Origin of the sequence: Legionella quinlivanii (assembly GCF_003265995.1) — a bacterium.
Taxonomy (GTDB): domain Bacteria; phylum Pseudomonadota; class Gammaproteobacteria; order Legionellales; family Legionellaceae; genus Legionella_C; species Legionella_C quinlivanii_A.
The window spans coordinates 160,067-181,696 of the sequence record NZ_MVJN01000002.1; the positions used below are offsets into that span (position 1 = coordinate 160,067).

The following is a 21,630-nucleotide window of genomic DNA, read 5'->3' on the forward strand; positions in this document are numbered from 1 at the left end:
TTGATAAAACAAGCCAGTAATCCTCAAGATGCAAAACCTGTGCCTTTAAACCGGCTCCAGTAAACCCATATCCCATAGACTATTTAGAAAAGAGATATCCAGGCTATTCCCGGAATAATCTGATAATTGACTAGTAGAAATAATCCGCTGGCTGGCAATCAGTTTAACCAACTCTGCTGAAACATCCTGAATATTCCAGCGCTCGCCATTAATAAATAATTCAAGATCAGGGTTTTCGTAATAAGCAAAGCGGCTGAAGGGATTTCGAGCCAGCTCTCCTGATTTTTTTAAATAATTGGACAGTTTCGCTTTTTTCTTTTGCTTTTCACAGGGCAAAAAAGCCTCTGCCTGCTCATCCAGGCCCGTAACAAACTCACCAAACCAGGAGTTGAAAGCTTCATTGTCATCAATCAGTTTCTTTAGCAGATTTCTGGCTTGATCTACAGCTTGCTGTGGGATTTCAGCGCTGTTTTTCAATGTTGACCAGATGGGATCTTTATATAATTGCGAAAAAATCGGAGCATCCCAGCAATGTTGACTGAAACTATCCCATAACTCTCTCGCCGGATAACTTCGATAGCCAAATGAATAGGTCATACATTCTTCTGAAAGCGATATACCATTATGAGCGACATGTGGCGGAAGATATAGCATATCTCCCTCTTCCAGAATATATTCCTCTTCCACTTCAAACTGGCTCATTATACGCAGTTCAAGGTTGGGCAGATAATTATCGGGTTGACAGTTTTGAGTCGTTAACAGCCATCGTCTGCGCCCCTTGGCCTGAAGCAGAAACACATCATAATTATCATAATGCGGACCCACCCCGCCATGCTCTGTCGCATAACTAATCATGACATCATCGACCCGCCATTGGGGTAAAAAATTAAATGCGTCCAATAATTTTGTGACCTCTGGAACAAATCGATCGACGGCCTGGACCAATAAGGTCCAATGAGAAGCCGGCAGTTTTTTAAACTCACCAGCGGAAAATGGTCCACTTTTTAAATGCCAGTTCGGTGTCTTCCCTGGTGTCTGCCAGACCAGACGGCTTTCAATCCCCTCCTCCATCGCTAGTCCGGCTAACTCGTCCCCGCTTAGAGGACTGTCAAATTGGCCAAAGGCCTGACGAAAAATGAATGGTTTTTTTTGCCAATAGTTTTCCAGGAATTCATTTTTCTCTATCGCGTCAAAAATTTTCATATAAAGCTCGATCTAGTGTTTAGCTGAATACATCAGGCAAGAAATTACCAACGGGGCTATAATTTCAATGGCACCATGTGATTTAGGGAGTGAAAAATGAATCATTATATTGCAAGGATAAGGAAAATGCTGCCTGCACTGTTAGTTTTATTAATGACTTTTGGATCAATTCAATCTGTACAAGCCCAAACAACTCCCAATAAGCCACAAACTTCTCTGGCAGGACAACAACTCGCTTACTATTATGGAGGACACTGGTATCGATACCCCGGAAATTATTATGGCCCTGGCTACATCTACTATGGCCCCCGTTATTATAACCGAACCTATTATCCTAAACACTATTATCGAAATTATTGGTCAGGATGGCGGCCATATGGGCATTGCCGGCAGACTTGTTTAATTAATCAGTGGAATGGGCAAGTTATTAAATGCGTCAGACGTTGTTAATTTGTATAACGACTAAGAGGTGGCCATACGCTGCCTCTTACCTTTTGCCTGCGCTACATAATCAGGCAAAATAATCAACAATCCCTTTTGTCTGTCTCGTTTCAACACTGCTCTCTTCTTCCTGATTTTGAAAAAGAGCCTCATCGGGTTGGTGAGTGTGCTGTGAATGCGAGCGTCGATCCCCTGTTTCAATATTAACTTCTGACAGCTGTATACCCTGGCTCATTAGCATCTCCCTCAATCGCGGAATCGACTGCTCAATCAAATCCTGAACCTGCAGACTATGAGTGCTTATGTCTATTTTCGCCGTTTCCTCTGATAAATGAATTTTAACTTCTACGGGCCCAAGCTCTACAGGATTTAGCTTGAGTATTGCCTGATTAATTTTATGCTGGCCCAGCCACGTGACACGTGCATTGAAATCGTCTTGCCAGCTGCTTTCATTAACCTCAGACGAAAGCTCGAAAGTGTTCGTCATGCCTACAGATGTTTTACTCTCTGGATGAGATGGGGTGAAATCTGTCTTTATTACCCTCAGAGGGATTTCTTTTATATCAATATTCAGGGATTTTTCGGGTTCCACAGCTGACTCTTCATTGTCAGGATCTGCCTGGATGATTTGATTAGTTAATACCTCACTCTCTACTACCTGTGCCGTTTTTTCCTCTGAAACAATCGACGTGAATTCAATATCTGCCGCCTCTTTCTGTTGTTTTTGATTATTCTTAACCGGACTTAAGAGGCGATTTTGCATTTGATTCAATGATGGTATTTCTGAAGCAGACGATGGAGACGACAGGTTTCCATCAGAAACTTGCTCCCCGGAATCTACTTCCTGAATAGCCAGGGTTTCATTATGAATAGCATTTAGCCAGGTCAGTGCGGGATTAACAAGGAATTTACTATCATCATCTTCCTCATTATCAGACTCAGCAGATGATTCATTCTCAAGAGGCAATTCAGACTGAGTTCTGGGGCTTGGATCGAGAGAAAGCGTTTGCTCGTCCGAGAGGATTACCTCATTTTCAACAGGTTTCGTCTCAGGAAGAGGGCCTTCAGATAAATAGTCCGTAATTAATTCTAAAAAGTAATTGCTGATACCAGAAGGCCCAGCTTCAATTTCCCCACTGGTCTCAAGAGGAGGGATCTCATCGGATACCATAAAAAAGGAGTCTGGGGGAATCTGATTAATCATGAATGACATCCTAGTTGTCATAAACATCGGGTATTTACTTATTAATAGCAAATATCTTTTATTTTTGAAAATAAGTTTTTTCATTTGCCTGGTACAAGCCTTATTGTTTTCGATGAAAAGCTTGAATTTTTAGGCTATGATTAGCGTTTTTGAACTCTGGAGTGGATTTATGATAGTTGGACAAGATAGTCTTTCAACTCGCAGTCAATTAGAGGTCGATGGTAAAACCTACCATTATTACAGCTTGAAAGAAGCTGAAAACAAGCACTTTAAGGGCATTAACCGCCTTCCCTACTCTCTAAAAGTATTATTTGAAAATCTGCTCCGTTTTGAGGATGGGACTACTGTTTCTGTCGAGGATATTAAAGCATTGGCCGATTGGTTAAATACTAAAACCTCACAGCATGAAATTGCTTACAGACCAGCGCGTGTTCTGATGCAGGACTTTACCGGTGTTCCCGCAGTAGTCGATTTGGCAGCCATGCGGGCTGCTCTCGAAAAAATGGGCGGAAGTGCCAGTAAAATCTCTCCGCTTTCTCCAGTCGATTTGGTGATTGACCATTCAGTGATGGTTGACAAGTTTGGAACGGCCGATGCATTGACTATCAACACCGAGATAGAAATTCAGCGAAATAAAGAGCGTTATGAATTTCTACGTTGGGGGCAGAAAGCATTCGCCAATTTCCAGGTGGTGCCTCCTGGTACCGGGATCTGCCATCAGGTCAATCTTGAGTATTTGGGAAAAACAGTTTGGACCAGCGAATACAATGGCCATCTCTATGCTTATCCGGACACTCTGGTAGGTACCGATTCTCATACCACCATGATTAACGGATTGGGGGTCCTTGGCTGGGGTGTGGGCGGTATTGAAGCGGAAGCAGCCATGTTAGGCCAGCCGGTTTCCATGCTTATTCCAGAAGTGATCGGCTTTAAATTAACAGGTAAGCTGCGCGAAGGTATCACTGCAACCGACCTGGTGCTTACAGTCACTCAAATGCTGCGTAAAAAAGGCGTGGTTGGCAAATTTGTTGAGTTCTATGGAACAGGGCTTGCTGCTTTACCCTTAGCTGATCGGGCGACTATTTCCAATATGGCTCCTGAGTACGGCGCCACCTGCGGCTTTTTTCCCGTTGACAAGGAAACCTTGCGCTATCTTGAATTAACTGGCCGAGACGAACATCGTATTAAACTGGTTGAAGCCTATTGCAAGGCACAGGGCATGTGGTATGACCAAAACTCTGCTGATCCTGAATTTACAGATACGCTAAGTCTTGACCTGTCAACTGTTGAGCCGTCCCTGGCCGGCCCCAAAAGACCGCAGGATAAGGTCAATCTGGCTACTCTTCCCGGTGAATTTGACAGTTTCCTTACTCAGTCAGGAAAAGCAGACGAAAAACAGAAAGAATTTCCGGTCAAAGGCAATTCATTCAAATTACGCCACGGTGATGTGGTGATTGCAGCAATCACCAGTTGCACCAATACCTCCAATCCAAGTGTCTTAATGGCGGCGGGATTAGTTGCCAAAAAAGCAGTTGAAAAAGGCCTGGCTCGTAAACCCTGGGTTAAATCTTCTCTGGCTCCAGGCTCCAAGGTGGTAACTGACTATCTGAAACATGCCGGATTACAGCCCTATCTTGATCAGTTAGGCTTCAATCTGGTGGGTTACGGCTGTACAACCTGTATCGGTAACTCAGGCCCTCTGCCAGATGCAATCGCTGAAAGCGTCAGTGAGAACGACCTGGTTGTCTGCTCTGTACTGTCTGGAAATCGTAACTTTGAAGGCCGTGTACATCCTCAGGTTCGAGCAAACTGGCTGGCCTCTCCTCCACTGGTAGTGGTTTATGCTTTAACCGGCACAACCAGCATTGACCTGAATACTGAGCCTGTCGGTAAAGACGCCTCCGGTCAGGAAATCTATCTCAAAGATATCTGGCCAAGTAACGAGGAAGTGGCTGCAGAAGTTAATAAGGTGACTGGCGCCATGTTTAGAAAAGAATATGCCGAAGTCTTCCAGGGTGATGCTCACTGGCAAGCTATTAAAACCAGTAGTGGAACCACTTATGAATGGGATTCAAACTCCACTTATATTCAGCATCCGCCATTCTTTGATAACCTGCCCAAACAGCCTGCACCGATTAAGTCCATCGAAAGCGCCTATGTTCTGGCTTTGCTGGGCGATTCAATTACCACGGATCATATCTCGCCAGCAGGTTCTATCAAGGCAAATTCGCCGGCAGGTTTGTATCTGAAATCCAAAGGCGTCAGTGAAGCTGATTTTAATTCCTATGGTTCAAGAAGGGGTAATCATGAAGTCATGATGCGAGGTACTTTTGCCAACATCAGAATCCGTAACGAAATGACTCCGGAAGTAGAAGGCGGCGTTACCCGCTACATTCCATCGGGTGAAACGATGTCAATCTACGATGCTTCAATGAAATATCAGGCAAATGGTAACCCGCTGGTAGTGATTGCCGGAAAAGAATATGGCACAGGATCTTCAAGAGACTGGGCGGCTAAAGGAACCAATCTCTTGGGTGTAAAAGCGGTCATTACAGAAAGTTTTGAACGTATTCATCGCTCCAATCTGATTGGTATGGGTATTCTCCCTCTGCAGTTCGAGGAAGGAACAAACAGAAAATCACTCCATTTAACAGGCGATGAGCGCATTAGCATTGCGGTGGATGATTCCTTGAAACCTGGCGCCCGCCTGGCTCTGCAGATTGAGCGAAGCAATGGCAAAAAAGAAGAGGTAAAAGTGCTTTGCAGAATCGACACTGTCAATGAGCTGGAGTACTACCGTCATGGCGGTATTCTGCAATATGTTTTGAGAAATCTCGCTCAATAAGAGTACGGGAGTTCTGCATCATTACTATGTAGCCTGGTTGGCGCATTGCGACAACCGGGTTTTTCAATCTTGCTAGCCTAATCCCCAATTTCCTGGAAGATAATTTAGAAAAGTATAACTTTCAAGAAAACCCGGTTGGTGCAAGCACCATCCAGGCTACCTGATAATCTAACACAAATGCTTTTCTGTCTAAGATTTAACAGGCCTTCATTGATTTTGTTCATATTAACTGCTAAATTTCGCTGTTACTTGCGAAAAGGGCTTTAAATGCAATCACCCAAAAAAGTTTTATCCATTTTTTCTCTGGTTATGATTAATGTGATTGCTGTTGACAGCTTACGAACGCTTCCCATCAGCGCTACGCTGGGTTTTTCTCTCGTCTCCTACTACCTGCTTGCCGCCTTTGCTTTCTTTATCCCCATTGCCCTGGTCGCTGCTGAACTGGCTACTGCATATCCTAATACTGGCGGTCTTTATGTTTGGGTGCGCGAGGCATTCGGTAAACGTGCCGGATTTATCACCATCTGGCTGCAATGGATTTATAATGTGGTCTGGTATCCCACAATTCTTGCATTTATTGCGGCTACATTTTCCTATCTGTTTTCCCCGGAGCTGGCCAATAATAAGATTTACCTGTTAAGCACGGTTATCGGCCTTTTCTGGCTATTCACTTTTTTAAATTGTTTTGGCATGCGGCTCTCCAGTATTGTGAGCATATTGGGCGCTATTTTTGGCACAATTATTCCTATGCTCGGCATTATAGGCCTGGGTATTGTATGGCTCGTCCAAGGCCGTCCGCTGGCAGATGGAATTCATAACTCCTGGCTGCCTGACTTAAGCTCGCTGAGTAATTTATCACTATTTGCAGTCGTTCTCTTTGGATTAATTGGTATGGAAATGTCTGCAGTTCATGCCGAGGAAGTCAAAAATCCCCAGCGCGATTATCCGAGAGCAATTTTGTATTCCACTATTCTGATCTTCGCTACCCTTGTTTTTGGCTCGCTCGCCATTGTAATCGTAGTTCCCAGCGGCAGCTTAAGCGTCGTATCGGGGTTAATTGATGCCTATGCCGTTTTCTTTAATGCCTATCACCTGTCCTGGATGACAAAGGTGATTGCGATTCTGGTTATTCTTGGTGGATTAAGCGGTGTTTCAGCATGGATTATTGGTCCGACAAAAGGATTGCTGGTTTCCGCGGAAGATGGCTCCCTACCCGCTTATTTTGCAAAAGTTAATCGATACAATGCACCTGTCAGAATACTTATTGCCCAGGGTATAATTTTTACTCTGCTTAGTAGTGTTTTCATTCTCTTTGACTCTATAAACGCAGCCTATTGGGTTCTCAGCGATTTGTGCGCGCAAATGGCATTGCTGGTTTACATCTTCATGTTTGCCGCCGCGATTAAATTACGTTACAGCGATCCGCAAAGACCGCGCGCCTATACAGTTCCAGGCGGAAATATCATGATGTGGATAATCGCAGGAATTGGCACATTATGTTGTTTATTCGCCATGCTCATCGGTTTTATTCCTCCCAGTCAGATTCCTATAGGCAATGTAGCCGCCTATGAAAGTTTTTTAGTGGGCGGTTTAGTATTATTTGTATTGCTGCCCTGGCAGTTTGCAAAAAAACATTAATTCTGGAAGGTACTCCCCAACTCCCCAGGTACGTCATCCAGAGCGTAGCGAAGGATCTCGAACTGCTTGGAGCGGAGCCAGTTTCAGGAGATCCTTCACTGCGTTCAGGATGACGTTGGGACGATTTGATTGAATTAAAGCATTTAATACTGTCGAGCTCTGTTTGTACCGTGAAATACCAACGAAATACTATGTTTAAAACTTGCAAGTTGATTTTAAATCGTGTGTTATACTTAAGACTATGTAAACTCATATAAATACTATGAAATTATTGTTTGATTTTTTTCCTATTGTTCTGTTTTTTATTGGCTATAAGCTATTTGGTATTTACACAGCGACCGCAATAGCTATGGTGGCCTCCTTATTGCAGGTTTTTATTTACCGTCTCAGGCATCAACGCTTTGAAAAAATGCACGTTATAAGCTTTGCTATAATAACGGTTCTTGGCGGTGCCACTTTGATTTTTCATAATCCCTGGTTTATAAAATGGAAGCCTACCGGAATTTATTGGTTGACTGCCCTGGCCTTTCTGTTTTCCCCTTACGTAACCAGCAAGCCGCTTATTCAGCGTATGATGGAAAATAATGTTCAACTCCCAATTAAAATTTGGTATCGTCTAAATTACGCCTGGTTCTTTTTTTTCACGATAATGGGCGCAATCAACCTGTATGTTGCTTATTTTTACAGTACGGATGTATGGGTAAACTTCAAATTATTTGGCGGTGCAGGCTTAACTCTGGTTTTTGTATTTCTTCAGGCACTTTATCTGACCAGGCATTTGTTAGATAAAGAAGTAAGTGATCAACCCTCCGGTGACTCAGGAAAGAGTCTGCCTTGAATAAAGGAGTTGTAATGCGATTACTATTGGTAGAAGATGATGAACTGCTTGGAGATGCGGTTAAGGCAGGGCTTACCCAGTTTGGTTATGTGGTTGACTGGCTAAAAGACGGTGAAGCGGCTCGCGCTGCTTTGAAATCAGAGTCCTTTGAGTTAATCATCCTTGACCTGGGATTACCCAAACTCTCGGGACTGGGCTTCCTGCAATCCCTACGCAACGACGGCAATGCCACACCAGTAATTATATTAACAGCCAGAGACTCGGTAGAAGACAAGGTGAAAGGCCTGGATACCGGGGCCGATGATTATTTAATCAAACCCTTTGACTTAAATGAGCTGAGCGCCAGAGTAAGAGCCCTGGTCAGGCGTTCGCAGGGACGAGCTGACGCAGTGCTTCAATATCGTAATATTACACTTGATCCTGCAGCTCACTCTGTTTATGTGGATGATGTCATTGTCAATGTACCACGACGTGAATTTGCTCTTTTACAAAAACTGCTGGAAAACAGCGGCCAGGTTCTTTCCCGAGAGCAATTAATGCAAAGTATATATGGCTGGGACGAGGATGTGGATAGCAATGCACTCGAAGTACATATCCACAATCTTCGCAAAAAACTCAATGCAAACTTTATCCGAACTATACGCGGCGTAGGCTACATGGCCGAAAAGACTGATAAAAGCGAGAGTAGTTAGCTATTGTGAAATCATCAATACGCAAGTTTCTATTAATCAATTTGTTGTTGGCAATTACCATAACAACAACCCTGACTGCTATTGGTAACTATTATCTCGACCAGAAAGACATCCAGGAGCATCTTGATACACTCATGGCAGTATCCGCGCTTTCTTATCAGGCGCTTTTAGGAGACGATCTGCACCAGCGTCCTTTAGCAAAGATTCAGGATGCTTTGGAGGTTATTCCAGAGAAAATCGAGAATTATTATCAGCGCCGTTTTTTAAATGATTTACCGCCTAAAAATTACATGGACAAGTTTAATTTTCAGGTCTGGACTAATGGCGGTAAATTATTACTGCACTCACCAACGGCTCCCAAAATTCCCCTGACCTCAGAAATAGATGGATTTAGCGATCGATTTTTATCGAATCAGAAATGGCGGGTTTTCACTACTTATAATGATAAAGCCGGAATCCGCACCGTACTTGCAGAACGTTACGACACACGCAACGAACTGGGACACCGCATCGCTCAGGACGATCTGTATATCATGCTGCTGACCTTTCCGCTGTCAGGCCTGTTAATATGGATTATTATCGGACGCGGGCTGGATAGCCTGGATAGAGTTGCCCAAGAGGTCGCGAATAGAGCCCCAACCCATCTGGAGCCCGTAGATCTTCAGGAAGTACCGGAAGAAATTAAGCCGGTAATTGATGAATTAAATAAACTATTTTATCGTCTGCAGGAAGGTTTTGAGCGCGAAAAACGATTTGCCGCTGATGCAGCTCATGAGTTGCGTACTCCTCTGGCTGCTTTAAAAGCTCAGGCGCAAGTCGCATTAAATACTAGCAATATTGATGAAAAAAATCAGGCATTGCATAAACTCATAGCCAGCGTCAATCGCAGTACTCATATTGTCCAGCAGCTCTTAACCATGAGCAAACTGGTTCCAGGTTCCACAGGCATTAATGATGTGGATGAAGTTAACCTGATTAAAGTCGCTCGCGAAATCATGGCCATGCTCGCTCCCAGCGCATTAGAAAAGCAAATTGAGCTTGAGTTTGACCATGATGACAATTTGCCGGTTTTGGAAGGCAATTCTACAGCCATAGGAATTTTAATTCGTAATCTGGTTGATAATGCAATTCGCTATTGCAAGGAAAATGGAAAGGTTATCGTTCGGGTGTTTCAAAAAGAAGGTCAGCTTATTTTTGAAGTATCCGATAATGGTCCCGGTATCCCGGAAGAATTACAGAGCCGTGTTTTTGAGCGCTTTTTCCGAGTCCTTGGAAATAAAAGCCCAGGCAGCGGCCTTGGCCTGGCTATAGTCAGACAAATCTGCGACCTTCATGGCGCCAGAGTCGAGCTGGAATCACCTAAAGAAGGTACCGGTTTAATCGTCAGAGTCCTTTTTCCTTTAAGTTAATCCATTTATTTGTATCAGCCGAGAGTGTTCATCAAACTGTGTCATGCCATGTCAGATTTGGGAGATCCCTCACTGCGTTCGAGATGACGGCGTACCTGTGAATAATGACACAGTTTAATGAACAATCTCTATCAGCCGAATACGGCTCGACCTGCCAATTCTTTCAGTGCCTGTCGGATTAATTGTTCGCAGTTTTTAGTTCCGTCATCCAGCCGAGAAACTACTTTTGTCGCTTCCTGCAACTTGTAGCCCAAAGCCTCCAGGGCGCGAATCGCTTCGTCTTGTTCGCGATGACTAACAATTTGCTCCCGTTTAGGCACTTCAAGAGATTCCGAAACCATCAATTGCTCAATGCTGTCTTTCATTTCAATGATTAAACGCTCCGCTGTCTTTTTACCTATTCCAGGGAGTTTGGTTAAAAAGACCGCATTCTGCTGTATTATCGTCTGAATGAACTCAGTGGGGGCTATGCTGGAAAGTATATTAATTGCCAACTTCGGCCCTACTCCGTTTACTTTAATCAGGGCACGGAATAGTGAACGCTCCAGTTTATCGGCAAAACCAAACAGCAGGAAAGCGTCCTCGCGGACAATGGTATGAATATGCAAAGCAATTTGACCGCCAGAAGCCTCCAGTTGGAAAAATGTATTAAGTGACGTTTCTACATCATAGCCAACGCCATTGACGTTTACTACAAAACGTCCAGGATGCGTCTTGTCGATAATCGTTCCCTGTAACCAACCAATCATAAGCATAACTCCTGACTTTTCATATTAACGGTTAGCATCTCGCTCTGCATAGTCCAAAACTCAGGAATTAACTTAAAGCCAATGCCTTGACAGTTCGCCGATTATGGCAATGACAAATTGCGATAGCAAGCGCATCAGCCGCATCACTTTGCGGTGCTTTATTTAACATTAATAAACTGACCACCATTCGCTTAACCTGCTCTTTTTCGGCAGCGCCATAACCCGCAATCGCCTGCTTGACTTCTCTGGGAGAATACTCACTGATCTTAACGCGATGCGAAGCCGCGGCCACCATAGCCACGCCTCGGGCATGCCCCAGTTTTAGAGCAGAATTAGGATTTTGATGCATGAACACCTGCTCAATAGCCACTTCGTCAGGTGTATAATTATCCATTAAAAGGCATATACCATTAAAGATTTCCAGCAATCTCTGGCTTAATTCAGCATCGGATGTTCTAATGCAGCCACTGTCCACATAAACCAGCTTGCGCTTTTCTTCTCTGACAATTCCATATCCGGTAACCCTTGAACCGGGATCAATCCCTAGAATAACGGTCATTCAAACAATGAGTCCGGCAATTGAGCATTGCTATAGACATCCTGCACATCATCAAGATCTTCAAGCATGTCAATAAGCTTAATTAAGGTTTCTGCAGTCTCTTTATCGACGGGAATCATTGTCTGCGCACGCATAGTCAGACTTGATTGCTCAACTTCAAAACCAGCATTCTGCAGCGCATTCAGTACTGCATGATAGTTTTCTGAAGCGGTAATCACTTCAACCTGCCCCTCCTCTGTGGAAACATCCTCAGCCCCTGCTTCAATGGCAGCTTCCATAGCAGCATCTTCTGATTGACCCGCAGCTAATAAAATCTCACCCTGATTATTAAATAAATAAGCAACAGAACCATCAGTTCCAAGATTTCCACCATTCTTGGTAAACGCATGGCGGACCTCTGATACGGTACGATTTTTATTGTCGGACAGACAGTCAACCAAAATTGCCACACCACCCGGACCATAGCCTTCATAACGCATTTGCATCATATTGTCACCGTCAAGACCACCGGCGCCGCGCTTAATCGCATTATCAATTGTATCCCGCTTCATGTTGGCTTTCAGTGCCTTAATCACCGCATCTCTCAAACGCGGGTTGGATGACTCGTCCCCCCCGCCCATCCGAGCAGAAACCGTAATTTCACGGATTAATTTGGTAAAAATTTTACCTCGTTTGGCATCCTGAACGCCTTTTCTGAATTTAATATTCGCCCATTTGCTATGACCGGCCACGACACACCTCAATGCTAAAAAAATTGAAAAAATTATAGCATTCAAGCCGATTCCGGAATAGAGGTTCTGCCGATAGAATTATGTTCTCGACAGGCTGAATCGATCGAGATATTCTAGAAAATAACTAACTTCAGGGAGAATTGCGGTGTATTTGTCCGGATTTGGCAATCATCATCAGACAGAAGCGATAGCAGGGGCACTACCCAAAAATCAGAACTCTCCCCAGGATTGCGCTTATGGGCTTTATGCTGAGCAATTGAGCGGCTCTGCATTTACCAAAGCGCGTGCAGCAAATTTGCACAGCTGGCTTTATAAAACAGCTCCGTCGGTTAAACAGCAGGATTATGTTCCCTATGAAGGCGCTCAGTTTAATGATTTGCTCGAATATCAGGCCCCTAATCCCTACCGCTGGTCGCCATTGCCCTCACCTCAGAATTCAGTGGATTTTATCGATGGATTATTTCCTATTGCAGGAAGCAATCTAATCCGGGCTTATATTTATCAGTGCAACCAATCGATGGTACATCGTTATTTTAGCGATTTTGACGGTGAATTATTGTTCGTCCCTTATGAAGGCGAATTGTCTTTGCTCACCGAGTTTGGTCATCTGAAAATCAAACCAGGACAAATTGCTGTAATTCCCAGAGGAGTAAAATTTCGCGTGGAATTAAATGGCGCTTCAGCAAGCGGCTATTTGTGCGAAAATGCAGGCTCTCCTCTTACACTCCCGCCTTTAGGAGTCATTGGCGCTAACTCCCTGGCCAACCCCAGGCATTTTCTCTATCCAGTGGCAGCTTTTGAATCGCTGAACCGAGAAGTTACGCTGGTTTGTAAATCACAACAGCGCTTATGGGCAGCTCAAAGTGACACTTCTCCTTTGAATGTGGTTGCCTGGCATGGCAACCTGGCACCCTATTGCTACGATTTATCCCTGTTTAACACTATTAACACGGTGAGCTTTGATCATCCTGATCCCTCAATATTTACTGTTCTGACTTCTGAAAGTGAAACAGCAGGTGTAGCTAATCTCGACTTCGTTATTTTTCCACCGAGATGGATGGTGGCAGAGCACAGTTTTCGCCCCCCCTATTTTCATCGTAATATTATGAATGAATTAATGGGCCTGATTCGGGGAGAATATGATGCGAAAAAATCTGGCTTTTTACCGGGAGGCATCAGCATTCATAATTGTATGAGTGGTCACGGTCCAGATATTGAAAGCTATGCGCAGGCGGTTTCTGCGGATCTTAAGCCGGTACGTTATGAAAATACCCTGGCATTTATGTTTGAGACGCGTGAGATATGGCGGGTCAGCGAAGCGGCAATGCGGCATTCATCAAGACAAAAGAATTACACGGATTGCTGGAAGAACTTTCCTGTTCGCAGCATCGACGCTGATTAAATACCACAGTCAGCAATTATAACCTGATTTCGGCCATGATTTTTAGCCTCGTACAAAGCCTGATCTGCAGCGGAGACGAGGCTGCTTACGTCCTGAATAGCAGGAAAGCTGGATAAACCGGCACTGATGGTGACAGAAAAGGTCTGTCCATTGCATTGGAAACTGAACCTTGAAAATTTAATCCGAAAATTTTCTATCACCCGAAAAGCGTCCTCAGGGCTGGTGTTGGGCATTACTACAGCAAATTCCTCTCCCCCGTATCGGCCAATAATATCTGTCTTACGAAAACACAATAAAAGCATGGAAGAAATTTTTCTAATTACATTATCGCCAGTAGGATGACCATAGTTATCATTAATCAATTTGAAGTGGTCAATGTCAACCATGATAAAAGACAGCTGCTCATTTTGTCTACCGGCACGAGCTATTTCCAGGTCAAGGCGCTGTAATATATTAGTATGATTATACAATCCGCTTAAGCTGTCCTTGGTCATGAATGAGTTTAAAATCTCGGCTCGCTTTGCTCTGGAAAATACGGTTTTGATTAAATGCTGGGGAACAATTGGTTTCACAAGAAAATCATCTCCACCAAGATTCAAGGCTGATAATTGTTTTAATCTGTCGTCTTCAGTTGACAGAAATATAATCGGCAGCCTTGTGTACTGGGGTTCTTGTCGAAGTACGATTGCCAGCTCCAGGCCAGAACATTCTGGCATATACAGATCCATTAGCAGTAAATCAGGTTGAAAATCTTCAAGCGTTTCAATCAGAAGCAAAGGATTCGTAATGTATCTCGCAATAAGGCCGGCTTCTTTAAGAATAAGCGCGTAATATTCAGCCAGCGACAGAGAATCGTCGATTATCAATACCCGATAAGGCTCACCCGGCATGCTGGCACAGAACTGGTCAAGTTTCCGAGTCAGATAAATGGATTCCATTGGTTTTTGGAAAAAGGCACTGCTACCCAGACGAATCGCTTTCAGCCTGGTGAGAATATCGGCACTATATGCCATACAGAACAAGGGAGTTGATAGCTTCTCCTTATTATAAATTTCAAATAAGAAATCTGCCGTCGATTGGCTGATGTTTTCGACATCTACAATTAATGCTGCTGGAGAGATCTCAAAAAAAGCTTGTCTAATATTTTCCTCGCAGGAAATAACATGAACCTGATAACCTGACTCTTGCAAATTACTATTTAACTCCTGAATGAATCGCTTATCATTATCTACCAGTAAAATTTTTCCATTGCCAGTGAAAAAATCTTCAGAAATGGTAGTTTGTGATTGAGCTGGTTTGAATGAAGCCTCCAGGTTGTCAAGAAGAGAAGAGATTTCATCTATCTCTTCCCTGGAAAGAAATTCCTGATCAGTTTTTGATTTTAAGAAAATTTCAATCTTTCTTGCAGCTTTTGAAAGCGAGTCATAACCATAAGTGCCTGCAGAACCACAAAGGCTGTGCAGTGTTCTATGAAAATCCTGAAATCTGTTCTTATCCCAATGCGCTTTAAGGTTTAACCACTCAGCCTTTATAGACTGTAGTTTATCTGGCAAGCTCCTGGCATATTCCGTATATAATGCCTGGAGTTTTTCCTTCACCTCAGCTTTCATAATTGATCCCAGATCGCTCTTATATCGCTGGCTAAGGTCATCGGATCAAAGGGCTTGGCAATGACGTCTACAGCGCCAAGCGATTTATACTGTTCAACCTCATCCGGCTGTATTTTTGCAGTCATAAATATAGCGGGAATATCGGTGTACCTCGGTAATTTCCTCAATTCAATTAGCGTAGACGGACCATCCATTCCTGGCATCATCACATCTAATAAAATAAGATCGGGAATAATACCTTTTGCCGCCTCAATGACCTCATAGCCATCATGGCAGAAAATGACTTTAAAATTTCCCAAATCCTCGAGTGCAACCTGAGCAATCTCACGAATATCGGCCTCATCCTCCGCATACAGAATGCTCGACAATTCTTTATCAGGCATAATGGCCTCCCTGCTGTTCATTAAACAAATGCTTAATCTTGTTTAAAAGATCATCATTAGTCGTTTTTGCTTTAACCAAAGCATCGACAACATACTTGGAATACTCCTGATCCAGTTCCGTATTTGAATAAACAATTACCGGAAATTTCTTCTCAGCCAATACAGGCAGAAGCTGAGTACCGCTGCCATCCGGTAAAAGCAAATCAAGAATAATCAGATCAAACTGCTGCTTTTCCAAGACTTCTTTTGCTTCATGCAATGTGGAGACAGAGGTTAAGCTTGCTTCTGTTTCTAACACAGTACGAACGACTTTCTGCATGTCGATATCATCTTCAACATGTAAAATAAGCGGGATCCTGTCTTTATTTTTTTCTTTAATTTTTCCAATAGATAATAGTAATTTGTCAAAATTGATAGGTTTGTCTAACCAGTCAATTACTGAAATTGCATCACCATTAATAATTGAATGCCCCGTTTCAGCAATAACGGAAAGTACAATTACAGGCAACTCTCTTGTTTTTTCAGAGTTTCGTAATTCTCTGATAAAGCTGATTCCATCCTGATCAGGTAAAATGAGATCCAGCAAAATGGCCTTGTATTTTGTTGTGTTCAGATATTTTTTTGCCTCAGCCACTGATTCTACAATATCCACAGCAAACCCGGCACCTTCCATTAATAGCGCGAGAAATTTAGACTGATCCGGATCGTCTTCACAGATTAAAAATCTATCGCGATTTTGATTAATAATTGGAGGCGCCGTTTGTTCCTGTGCTTCAGCACATGTAGTCAAATCAAAATAAAATTGGCTGCCTACTCCCGGCTGACTTGTGAAATTAATGTGACCACCCATTTTATCAATAATTGCTTTACTTATACTCAGACCTAACCCGGTTCCACCTTTTCCGCGCGTTGAGGAGGAGTCGGCCTGACTGAATTGCTGGAAAATACGCGGTTGAAACTCCGATGGGATCCCTGAGCCGCAATCGGTAATAATCACACGAACGTGATTTCCCTGCTGTTTCATGGAAATGGTGACTTCACTTCCAGATGGTGAAAACTTAATGGCATTGGATAATAAATTGGCGATAACCTGCATCAAACGATCCGGGTCAACCTGCACGATAATATCTGGAAGTGCTTTTTCAAAGCGAACCGACACATTGTATTTTTCACCATACATTTTTATCGCTTGAATCGAATCCTGTATTAGACTGGATAGATTTATTTTTGTTATTTTGAAATCCATTTTACCCGCCTGGATTTTTTCCATATCCAGAATATCATTGATTAATAATAACAAACGCTCACAATTTTTATTGGCGATATCAAGCAGGCGTTGTGCTTTTTCCGTAAAACTGCCTACAGCTCCCCCTAAAAGCAGACCGAGCGCCCCCCGGATAGATGTGAGGGGTGTTCGTAACTCATGGCTGACCACTGAAACAAATTCTCTTTTCATTTTTTCTGTTTCTTTTAAATCAGTAATATCATGAATAGCAATTACCGCACCCATTGTGGAATCATCGGCGCTCTTTATCGCCTGGCCGTCTACCACCACATTTCGACGCTCACCACTGTTAAATTGTATTAACAACTCCATACCATGAATCTTTTCGCCGCGCAGAGCACGAATCAAGGGCGACTGATTGTCATTGATTCTTTGATTGTCTAATGATTCAAAATGTAAGTAATCAGACAGTTTTAAGCCGGCAACGTGTGAGCTGTGCTGATAGTTTTTTTTCAGTGCTTTATTGTAAACAGTAATGATCCCGCTAGTATTACAGGCAATGATCCCGTCATCAAGGTTATTCAGAATAGCGTCTACAAACTCACGCTCATTCTGCACGACTTTAAGCATCTGTTTATAATAAGTAGAAACCATCAGGGCAAGACTTATGATAAGACCGGTAATACCTGCTACAAAAAAAGCAAGCAAATCCTGATTAACCGTTTCAATATGCGGACCATGAGCTGCCAGTGGCGTAAATACGGCTGCCGCCATGCCTGTATAATGCATACCGCAAATCGCGATTCCCATCACTAAAGCACTTAGCATTTTAGTATAAAACTGCTTTCGCGATGATCCTCGATTACTTTCCAGAGCAAGCCAAAGTGCCGCTTCTGAAGCCAGAATAGCAATCAGAATGGAGAGGAAAAATGTGGGCATTATATAGTGGATTTGAACATGCACCCGCATTCCTTCCATGCCTGCATAATGCATGCCTGCAATTCCCAGACCTATTACAATCCCACCCGCGATAAGATTTGGAACAGAATGATTATCCGCCCTTAATATAAATAAGGCGAAGAAGGATACAGCGATGGCCAGGAGAAGGGAGAAAACAGTCCAGAAGACATCGTATCCCATTGCCATCGGCATAATAAACGAAAGCATACCGATGAAATGCATGGACCATATACCAGCTCCCATTGCAAAAGCCCCGCCCAGAAGCCAGTATATTTTGTCGCGTGAATTTTTTTCTGCTCTTAGCCGCCCTGCAAAATCAAGGGCGACATAGGAAGCCAGAACAGCAATAATATATGAAAGAACAACCAGTTTAGGATCATAGCTGCCATAAATAGTATCTGCAGGCAAAGGGCCTTCCTGGAACCAATTTAAATCCCTTATCATAATACTTTACCTGCATGCGGATCTTCCTAAATACAGTATATACCCAAGCAACTTTAAAATGCTATTTTTGAAGTTGCCTGGGTATAGTTAAAAAAGATCCTCTTGAGTTAATCCCACTTTTTCCAATAATCCTCTCAAGGTTTTCAGAGCCTCCACCTGAATTTGGCGAACTCGTTCACGAGTAAGGTCGATCTCCTTACCTACATCTTCGAGCGTTGCTTTTTCAAACCCACGAAGACCAAAGCGTCGGGCAATGACCTGCTGCTGATTATCTGTCAGCTTATCCAGCAAGGATTCAATGTGAGCTCGCAGATTTTCATCAGTAAGCAATTCAGCCGGATTCACACTATTCTCATCAGCTATTGTATCAAGCAAGGATTTATTATCGTCATAGCCGATAGGTGTATCTACTGATGCAACCTTATCATTTAATCCCAGTAATTTTTCAACGTCCTCGAGAGGCTTGTCCACCATCTCGGCAATTTCTTCCGCAGAGGGCTCATGATCGAGCTTTTGCGTCAGTTGTCTGGCTGCGCGCAAGTAAACGTTTAGTTCTTTAACTACATGAATTGGTAAACGAATCGTTCGAGTCTGGTTCATTATAGCTCGTTCAATCGTTTGTCTAATCCACCAGGTAGCGTAGGTTGAAAATCGAAACCCTCTGTCCGGATCAAATTTTTCAACGGACTTCATTAATCCCAGATTTCCCTCTTCAATTAAATCCAGTAAAGGCAGTCCACGATTAAGATAGCGTCTGGAAATTTTAACCACCAGACGAAGATTGGATTCGATCATTTTTTTACGCGCTGCAACATCCCCTTTCAATGCCAGGCGAGCATAATAAACCTCTTCCTCAGCGGAAAGTAATGGCGAGAAACCTATTTCACTTAAATAGAGTTGAGTAGCATCCATTGCCTTAGAGGTCTGTCTGCCTCGCTGGTAGGTAGGGAAAATCTCTTCATCAGTAAAATCAGGCTCGTTATCCTCAGTAGCCAAGGTTTCCTCTTCCAACAGCAATGAATCTTCCTCGACAGGATCTTCCCATTCAGTCTCTGCGATCTCTGGTTCTTTTATTGATTCATCTTCGGCTTGCATGATTGTCACCTTTTGTGTTTATATCAGCCTGAAAAAAACACAGTCTCATTTGAAATTAGCCACTGAATTATATAAATTAGGTCAGTATTATCTTTTTTGCAAATACAGCATTGGATTTACAGGTTGACCTGATTTTCTAATTTCAAAATGAACGCCCCAAAACTGCCTGTCTATAATTCCCATTTCGGCAATAATCTGTCCGGCTTTAACCTTTTGCCCCTCTTGTACCTTATTTTTTAAATTATTGGCATAGGCAGTTAAAAACTGGCCATTGTGCTTTATGATAATTAAATTACCATAACCAGAGAGGCCATTCCCGGAATAAGCAACCACTCCATCTGCCGAAGCATACACTGCCGCCCCTTTACTACCAGCAATATCTATGCCTTTTTTTCCTTGCCCAGGATTAAATGTTGTAACCACACGACCTGGAGCAGGCCATCTCCATTGACCACCGGCGTACTGAGCGGGAACAGGTTGAGGAACAACGGCAGAATTTGGCTTCTTTTGAATATATTGTGGCGTTTTTGCCGTTTTAAAGGGTTTTTCATAGTGTTGTGGAGCAGGTTTGACGCTGCTGCCTGTCCTGATTTGTGCGTTAGGGCTTAAACGGATGGTTTGACCTACGCGAACAGAATATGGAATACGTAAATGATTATAGGCTGCCAGCTGACGCACATCCCGGTCGTACCGAAAAGCTATTGCGTACAAGGTGTCGCCAGGCTGAACTACATGGATAGTTTTATGGCTAAGCTCCCACCGGGAACGAATATCCTCAACAGGTACCGGCCGCGGGTTTACCGCACAGCCGGATAAAAAAGAAATTAACAGCAGGAGAAATAAAGCAGGCATAGTCTGTCTCATGCAACAAATTTCATTATTAGAAGGACCAATACTAACAGGGCCAGCACACTCCAGCCAATTATATCGACATATTGCCGCAAATTATTATGAAGCTTATGACCATAAAAATACATAATGCCTGAAACCAGAAAAAATCGCAGCCCTCTTCCCAGAATCGAAGCAAAAACAAAGGGCAAAAAAGCCATGCTCATAGCACCTGCCGCAATCGTAAACAATTTATAGGGAATGGGTGAAAAACCTGCTATAAAAATAACCAGAATACCATGCTGGGTAAACCATTGCTGAATCAAATGGTAATTATCACTCCAGGAAGAGCTTTCAATCCAGGGTAGTATCGCTTCGATAAAAAAATAACCAATCAAATAGCCAAAAATTCCACCAAGCACCGAAAAAAGCGTGGTGATAAAAGCATATTGCCAGGAACGTCTGGGATTTGCCAGGCCCATACTAATAAGCATGACATCAGGCGGGATAGGAAAAAAAGAAGATTCCGCAAACGATACACCTGCCAGATAATAAGGCGCATGCGCATGACCGGACCACTGCACCGTTTTATCATACAGAAAACTGAAGATTTTCATTATTCCCAATTTAACTTATCCACCCATGTTGATAATTGATCAAAAACCTTATAGTGGGTCATGTCAAGATGCAAGGGAGTAATTGAAACGTATTGCCTTGCGATTGCATAAAAATCTGTTCCCGGCCCAGCATCGGCCTGAGAGCCTGAGGGTCCTACCCAATAAATCGGCCGGCCTCGGGGATCAAGCTCGGTAATCGTAGGTTCAGCACAATGGCGTGTACCTAAACGCGTCACCTCAAATCCTTTAATTTGATTTAAGGGTAAATCGGGGATATTTACATTCAAAATGGTTTGGGAAGGCAGCATATTAGAGTGCATTTTCAAAACAAGCTGCTTTGCAATATGCGCCCCAGAATCATAATGCTGAATGTTTTCCCCCGTCATAGAAAATGCGATCGCCGGCAAACCAAGGTATCGGCCTTCCATAGCTGCGGCCACTGTTCCTGAATACAGAATATCATCACCCAGATTTGCGCCATCATTAATACCGGAAACAACCAAATCGACCGTTGGTTCGAGAAATCCTGTAAGAGCCAGATGCACACAGTCAGTCGGTGTCCCATCGACGCTGTAATAGCCATTATCCATCTGTCTTATCCGTAACGGACGAGTCAGGGTTAAGGAATTGCTGGCTCCGCTGCGATTGCGATCAGGAGCGACCACACTGACGTCGCCTAATGTAGACATTTCATTTGCCAAAGCTCTTATACCAGGCGCAGAAACACCATCATCATTACTCACTAATATTCTCATTC

The 21,630-nt window shown here is 43.3% G+C and carries 19 protein-coding genes; 7 read left to right on the forward strand and 12 right to left on the reverse strand.

Features of this window, described 5'->3' with window-relative positions:
• Window positions 1–45: 45 nt before the first annotated feature.
• On the reverse strand, window positions 46–1,203 hold the full coding sequence (locus tag B1207_RS02735; protein ID WP_112218469.1) for a JmjC domain-containing protein: 1,158 nt from the start codon (window positions 1,201–1,203) through the stop codon (window positions 46–48).
• A 96-nt stretch (window positions 1,204–1,299) separates the two neighbouring features.
• Between B1207_RS02735 and B1207_RS15845 the strand changes: the two genes are divergently transcribed.
• The gene (locus tag B1207_RS15845; protein WP_146740002.1) at window positions 1,300–1,653 is read left to right on the forward strand and encodes a hypothetical protein; all 354 of its coding nucleotides are present in this window, start codon (window positions 1,300–1,302) and stop codon (window positions 1,651–1,653) included.
• A 61-nt stretch (window positions 1,654–1,714) separates the two neighbouring features.
• Here the strand turns inward: B1207_RS15845 and B1207_RS02740 are convergent, their stop codons facing one another.
• Window positions 1,715–2,848, reverse strand: coding sequence for a flagellar hook-length control protein FliK (locus B1207_RS02740; RefSeq protein WP_172458088.1), 1,134 nt, complete (start codon window positions 2,846–2,848; stop codon window positions 1,715–1,717).
• 169 nt (window positions 2,849–3,017) lie between these two features.
• Here B1207_RS02740 and acnA point away from each other — a divergent pair, with 169 nt between their 5' ends.
• The 5 genes from acnA (at window position 3,018) to B1207_RS02765 (ending at window position 10,270) form a co-directional block, all read left to right on the forward strand.
• Complete coding sequence (gene acnA / locus B1207_RS02745; protein ID WP_112218471.1) at window positions 3,018–5,693, forward strand: aconitate hydratase AcnA; 2,676 nt, start codon at window positions 3,018–3,020, stop codon at window positions 5,691–5,693.
• A 267-nt stretch (window positions 5,694–5,960) separates the two neighbouring features.
• Window positions 5,961–7,331: an amino acid permease gene (locus B1207_RS02750; protein ID WP_112218472.1), complete on the forward strand. Its 1,371-nt coding sequence runs from the start codon at window positions 5,961–5,963 to the stop codon at window positions 7,329–7,331.
• Between the two features lie 262 nt (window positions 7,332–7,593).
• Window positions 7,594–8,169: a septation protein A gene (locus B1207_RS02755; protein ID WP_112218473.1), complete on the forward strand. Its 576-nt coding sequence runs from the start codon at window positions 7,594–7,596 to the stop codon at window positions 8,167–8,169.
• 14 nt (window positions 8,170–8,183) lie between these two features.
• A complete protein-coding gene (locus tag B1207_RS02760) occupies window positions 8,184–8,861 on the forward strand; it encodes a response regulator (RefSeq protein ID WP_112218474.1) in 678 nt (225 codons plus the stop codon).
• Between the two features lie 5 nt (window positions 8,862–8,866).
• Window positions 8,867–10,270 (forward strand): ATP-binding protein, encoded by a 1,404-nt coding sequence (locus B1207_RS02765; RefSeq protein WP_112218475.1) that lies wholly within the window; start codon window positions 8,867–8,869, stop codon window positions 10,268–10,270.
• Window positions 10,271–10,401: 131 nt separating this feature from the next.
• Here the strand turns inward: B1207_RS02765 and ruvA are convergent, their stop codons facing one another.
• The 3 genes from ruvA to B1207_RS02780 form a co-directional block, all read right to left on the reverse strand.
• Window positions 10,402–11,019, reverse strand: a complete 618-nt coding sequence (ruvA, locus tag B1207_RS02770; RefSeq protein ID WP_112218476.1) for a Holliday junction branch migration protein RuvA — start codon at window positions 11,017–11,019, stop codon at window positions 10,402–10,404.
• A 67-nt stretch (window positions 11,020–11,086) separates the two neighbouring features.
• On the reverse strand, window positions 11,087–11,578 hold the full coding sequence (gene ruvC / locus B1207_RS02775; RefSeq protein ID WP_112218477.1) for a crossover junction endodeoxyribonuclease RuvC: 492 nt from the start codon (window positions 11,576–11,578) through the stop codon (window positions 11,087–11,089).
• Window positions 11,575–12,309 (reverse strand): YebC/PmpR family DNA-binding transcriptional regulator, encoded by a 735-nt coding sequence (locus B1207_RS02780; protein ID WP_112218478.1) that lies wholly within the window; start codon window positions 12,307–12,309, stop codon window positions 11,575–11,577. Before B1207_RS02780 ends, ruvC begins: the two co-directional genes overlap by 4 nt.
• 145 nt (window positions 12,310–12,454) lie before the next feature.
• Here B1207_RS02780 and hmgA point away from each other — a divergent pair, with 145 nt between their 5' ends.
• Window positions 12,455–13,711 (forward strand): homogentisate 1,2-dioxygenase, encoded by a 1,257-nt coding sequence (hmgA, locus tag B1207_RS02785; protein ID WP_112218479.1) that lies wholly within the window; start codon window positions 12,455–12,457, stop codon window positions 13,709–13,711.
• Here the strand turns inward: hmgA and B1207_RS02790 are convergent.
• From B1207_RS02790 to surE, 7 genes are all read right to left on the reverse strand, one after another.
• Window positions 13,708–15,321 (reverse strand): diguanylate cyclase, encoded by a 1,614-nt coding sequence (locus tag B1207_RS02790; protein ID WP_112218480.1) that lies wholly within the window; start codon window positions 15,319–15,321, stop codon window positions 13,708–13,710. The two genes, hmgA and B1207_RS02790, sit on opposite strands and share 4 nt — an antisense overlap.
• The gene (locus tag B1207_RS02795) at window positions 15,318–15,704 is read right to left on the reverse strand and encodes a response regulator (RefSeq protein WP_112218481.1); all 387 of its coding nucleotides are present in this window, start codon (window positions 15,702–15,704) and stop codon (window positions 15,318–15,320) included. The genes B1207_RS02790 and B1207_RS02795 overlap by 4 nt, the downstream gene beginning before the upstream one ends.
• Entirely contained in the window at window positions 15,697–18,333 is a 2,637-nt protein-coding gene (locus B1207_RS02800; RefSeq protein ID WP_112218482.1) for an MHYT domain-containing protein, read from the reverse strand. Before B1207_RS02800 ends, B1207_RS02795 begins: the two co-directional genes overlap by 8 nt.
• An 87-nt stretch (window positions 18,334–18,420) precedes the next feature.
• Window positions 18,421–19,428, reverse strand: a complete 1,008-nt coding sequence (gene rpoS / locus B1207_RS02805; RefSeq protein WP_112218483.1) for an RNA polymerase sigma factor RpoS — start codon at window positions 19,426–19,428, stop codon at window positions 18,421–18,423.
• 87 nt (window positions 19,429–19,515) lie between these two features.
• On the reverse strand, window positions 19,516–20,292 hold the full coding sequence (locus B1207_RS02810) for a peptidoglycan DD-metalloendopeptidase family protein (RefSeq protein WP_253255772.1): 777 nt from the start codon (window positions 20,290–20,292) through the stop codon (window positions 19,516–19,518).
• Window positions 20,289–20,873, reverse strand: coding sequence for a YqaA family protein (locus B1207_RS02815; protein ID WP_112218485.1), 585 nt, complete (start codon window positions 20,871–20,873; stop codon window positions 20,289–20,291). The genes B1207_RS02810 and B1207_RS02815 overlap by 4 nt, the downstream gene beginning before the upstream one ends.
• Window positions 20,873–21,628, reverse strand: a complete 756-nt coding sequence (gene surE / locus B1207_RS02820; RefSeq protein WP_112218486.1) for a 5'/3'-nucleotidase SurE — start codon at window positions 21,626–21,628, stop codon at window positions 20,873–20,875. The genes B1207_RS02815 and surE overlap by 1 nt, the downstream gene beginning before the upstream one ends.
• Window positions 21,629–21,630 lie beyond the last annotated feature (2 nt).

Bases quoted from the DNA above. Each gene is read 5' to 3' on its own strand.
- B1207_RS02735 (WP_112218469.1), bottom strand. From the start codon at position 1,203: ATGAAAATTTTTGACGCGATAGAGAAAAATGAATTCCTGGAAAACTAT.
- B1207_RS15845 (WP_146740002.1), top strand. From the start codon at position 1,300: ATGAATCATTATATTGCAAGGATAAGGAAAATGCTGCCTGCACTGTTA.
- B1207_RS02740 (WP_172458088.1), bottom strand. From the start codon at position 2,848: ATGATTAATCAGATTCCCCCAGACTCCTTTTTTATGGTATCCGATGAG.
- acnA (WP_112218471.1), top strand. From the start codon at position 3,018: ATGATAGTTGGACAAGATAGTCTTTCAACTCGCAGTCAATTAGAGGTC.
- B1207_RS02750 (WP_112218472.1), top strand. From the start codon at position 5,961: ATGCAATCACCCAAAAAAGTTTTATCCATTTTTTCTCTGGTTATGATT.
- B1207_RS02755 (WP_112218473.1), top strand. From the start codon at position 7,594: ATGAAATTATTGTTTGATTTTTTTCCTATTGTTCTGTTTTTTATTGGC.
- B1207_RS02760 (WP_112218474.1), top strand. From the start codon at position 8,184: ATGCGATTACTATTGGTAGAAGATGATGAACTGCTTGGAGATGCGGTT.
- ruvA (WP_112218476.1), bottom strand. From the start codon at position 11,019: ATGATTGGTTGGTTACAGGGAACGATTATCGACAAGACGCATCCTGGA.
- ruvC (WP_112218477.1), bottom strand. From the start codon at position 11,578: ATGACCGTTATTCTAGGGATTGATCCCGGTTCAAGGGTTACCGGATAT.
- B1207_RS02790 (WP_112218480.1), bottom strand. From the start codon at position 15,321: ATGAAAGCTGAGGTGAAGGAAAAACTCCAGGCATTATATACGGAATAT.
- B1207_RS02795 (WP_112218481.1), bottom strand. From the start codon at position 15,704: ATGCCTGATAAAGAATTGTCGAGCATTCTGTATGCGGAGGATGAGGCC.
- B1207_RS02800 (WP_112218482.1), bottom strand. From the start codon at position 18,333: ATGATAAGGGATTTAAATTGGTTCCAGGAAGGCCCTTTGCCTGCAGAT.
- rpoS (WP_112218483.1), bottom strand. From the start codon at position 19,428: ATGCAAGCCGAAGATGAATCAATAAAAGAACCAGAGATCGCAGAGACT.
- B1207_RS02810 (WP_253255772.1), bottom strand. From the start codon at position 20,292: ATGAGACAGACTATGCCTGCTTTATTTCTCCTGCTGTTAATTTCTTTT.
- B1207_RS02815 (WP_112218485.1), bottom strand. From the start codon at position 20,873: ATGAAAATCTTCAGTTTTCTGTATGATAAAACGGTGCAGTGGTCCGGT.
- surE (WP_112218486.1), bottom strand. From the start codon at position 21,628: ATGAGAATATTAGTGAGTAATGATGATGGTGTTTCTGCGCCTGGTATA.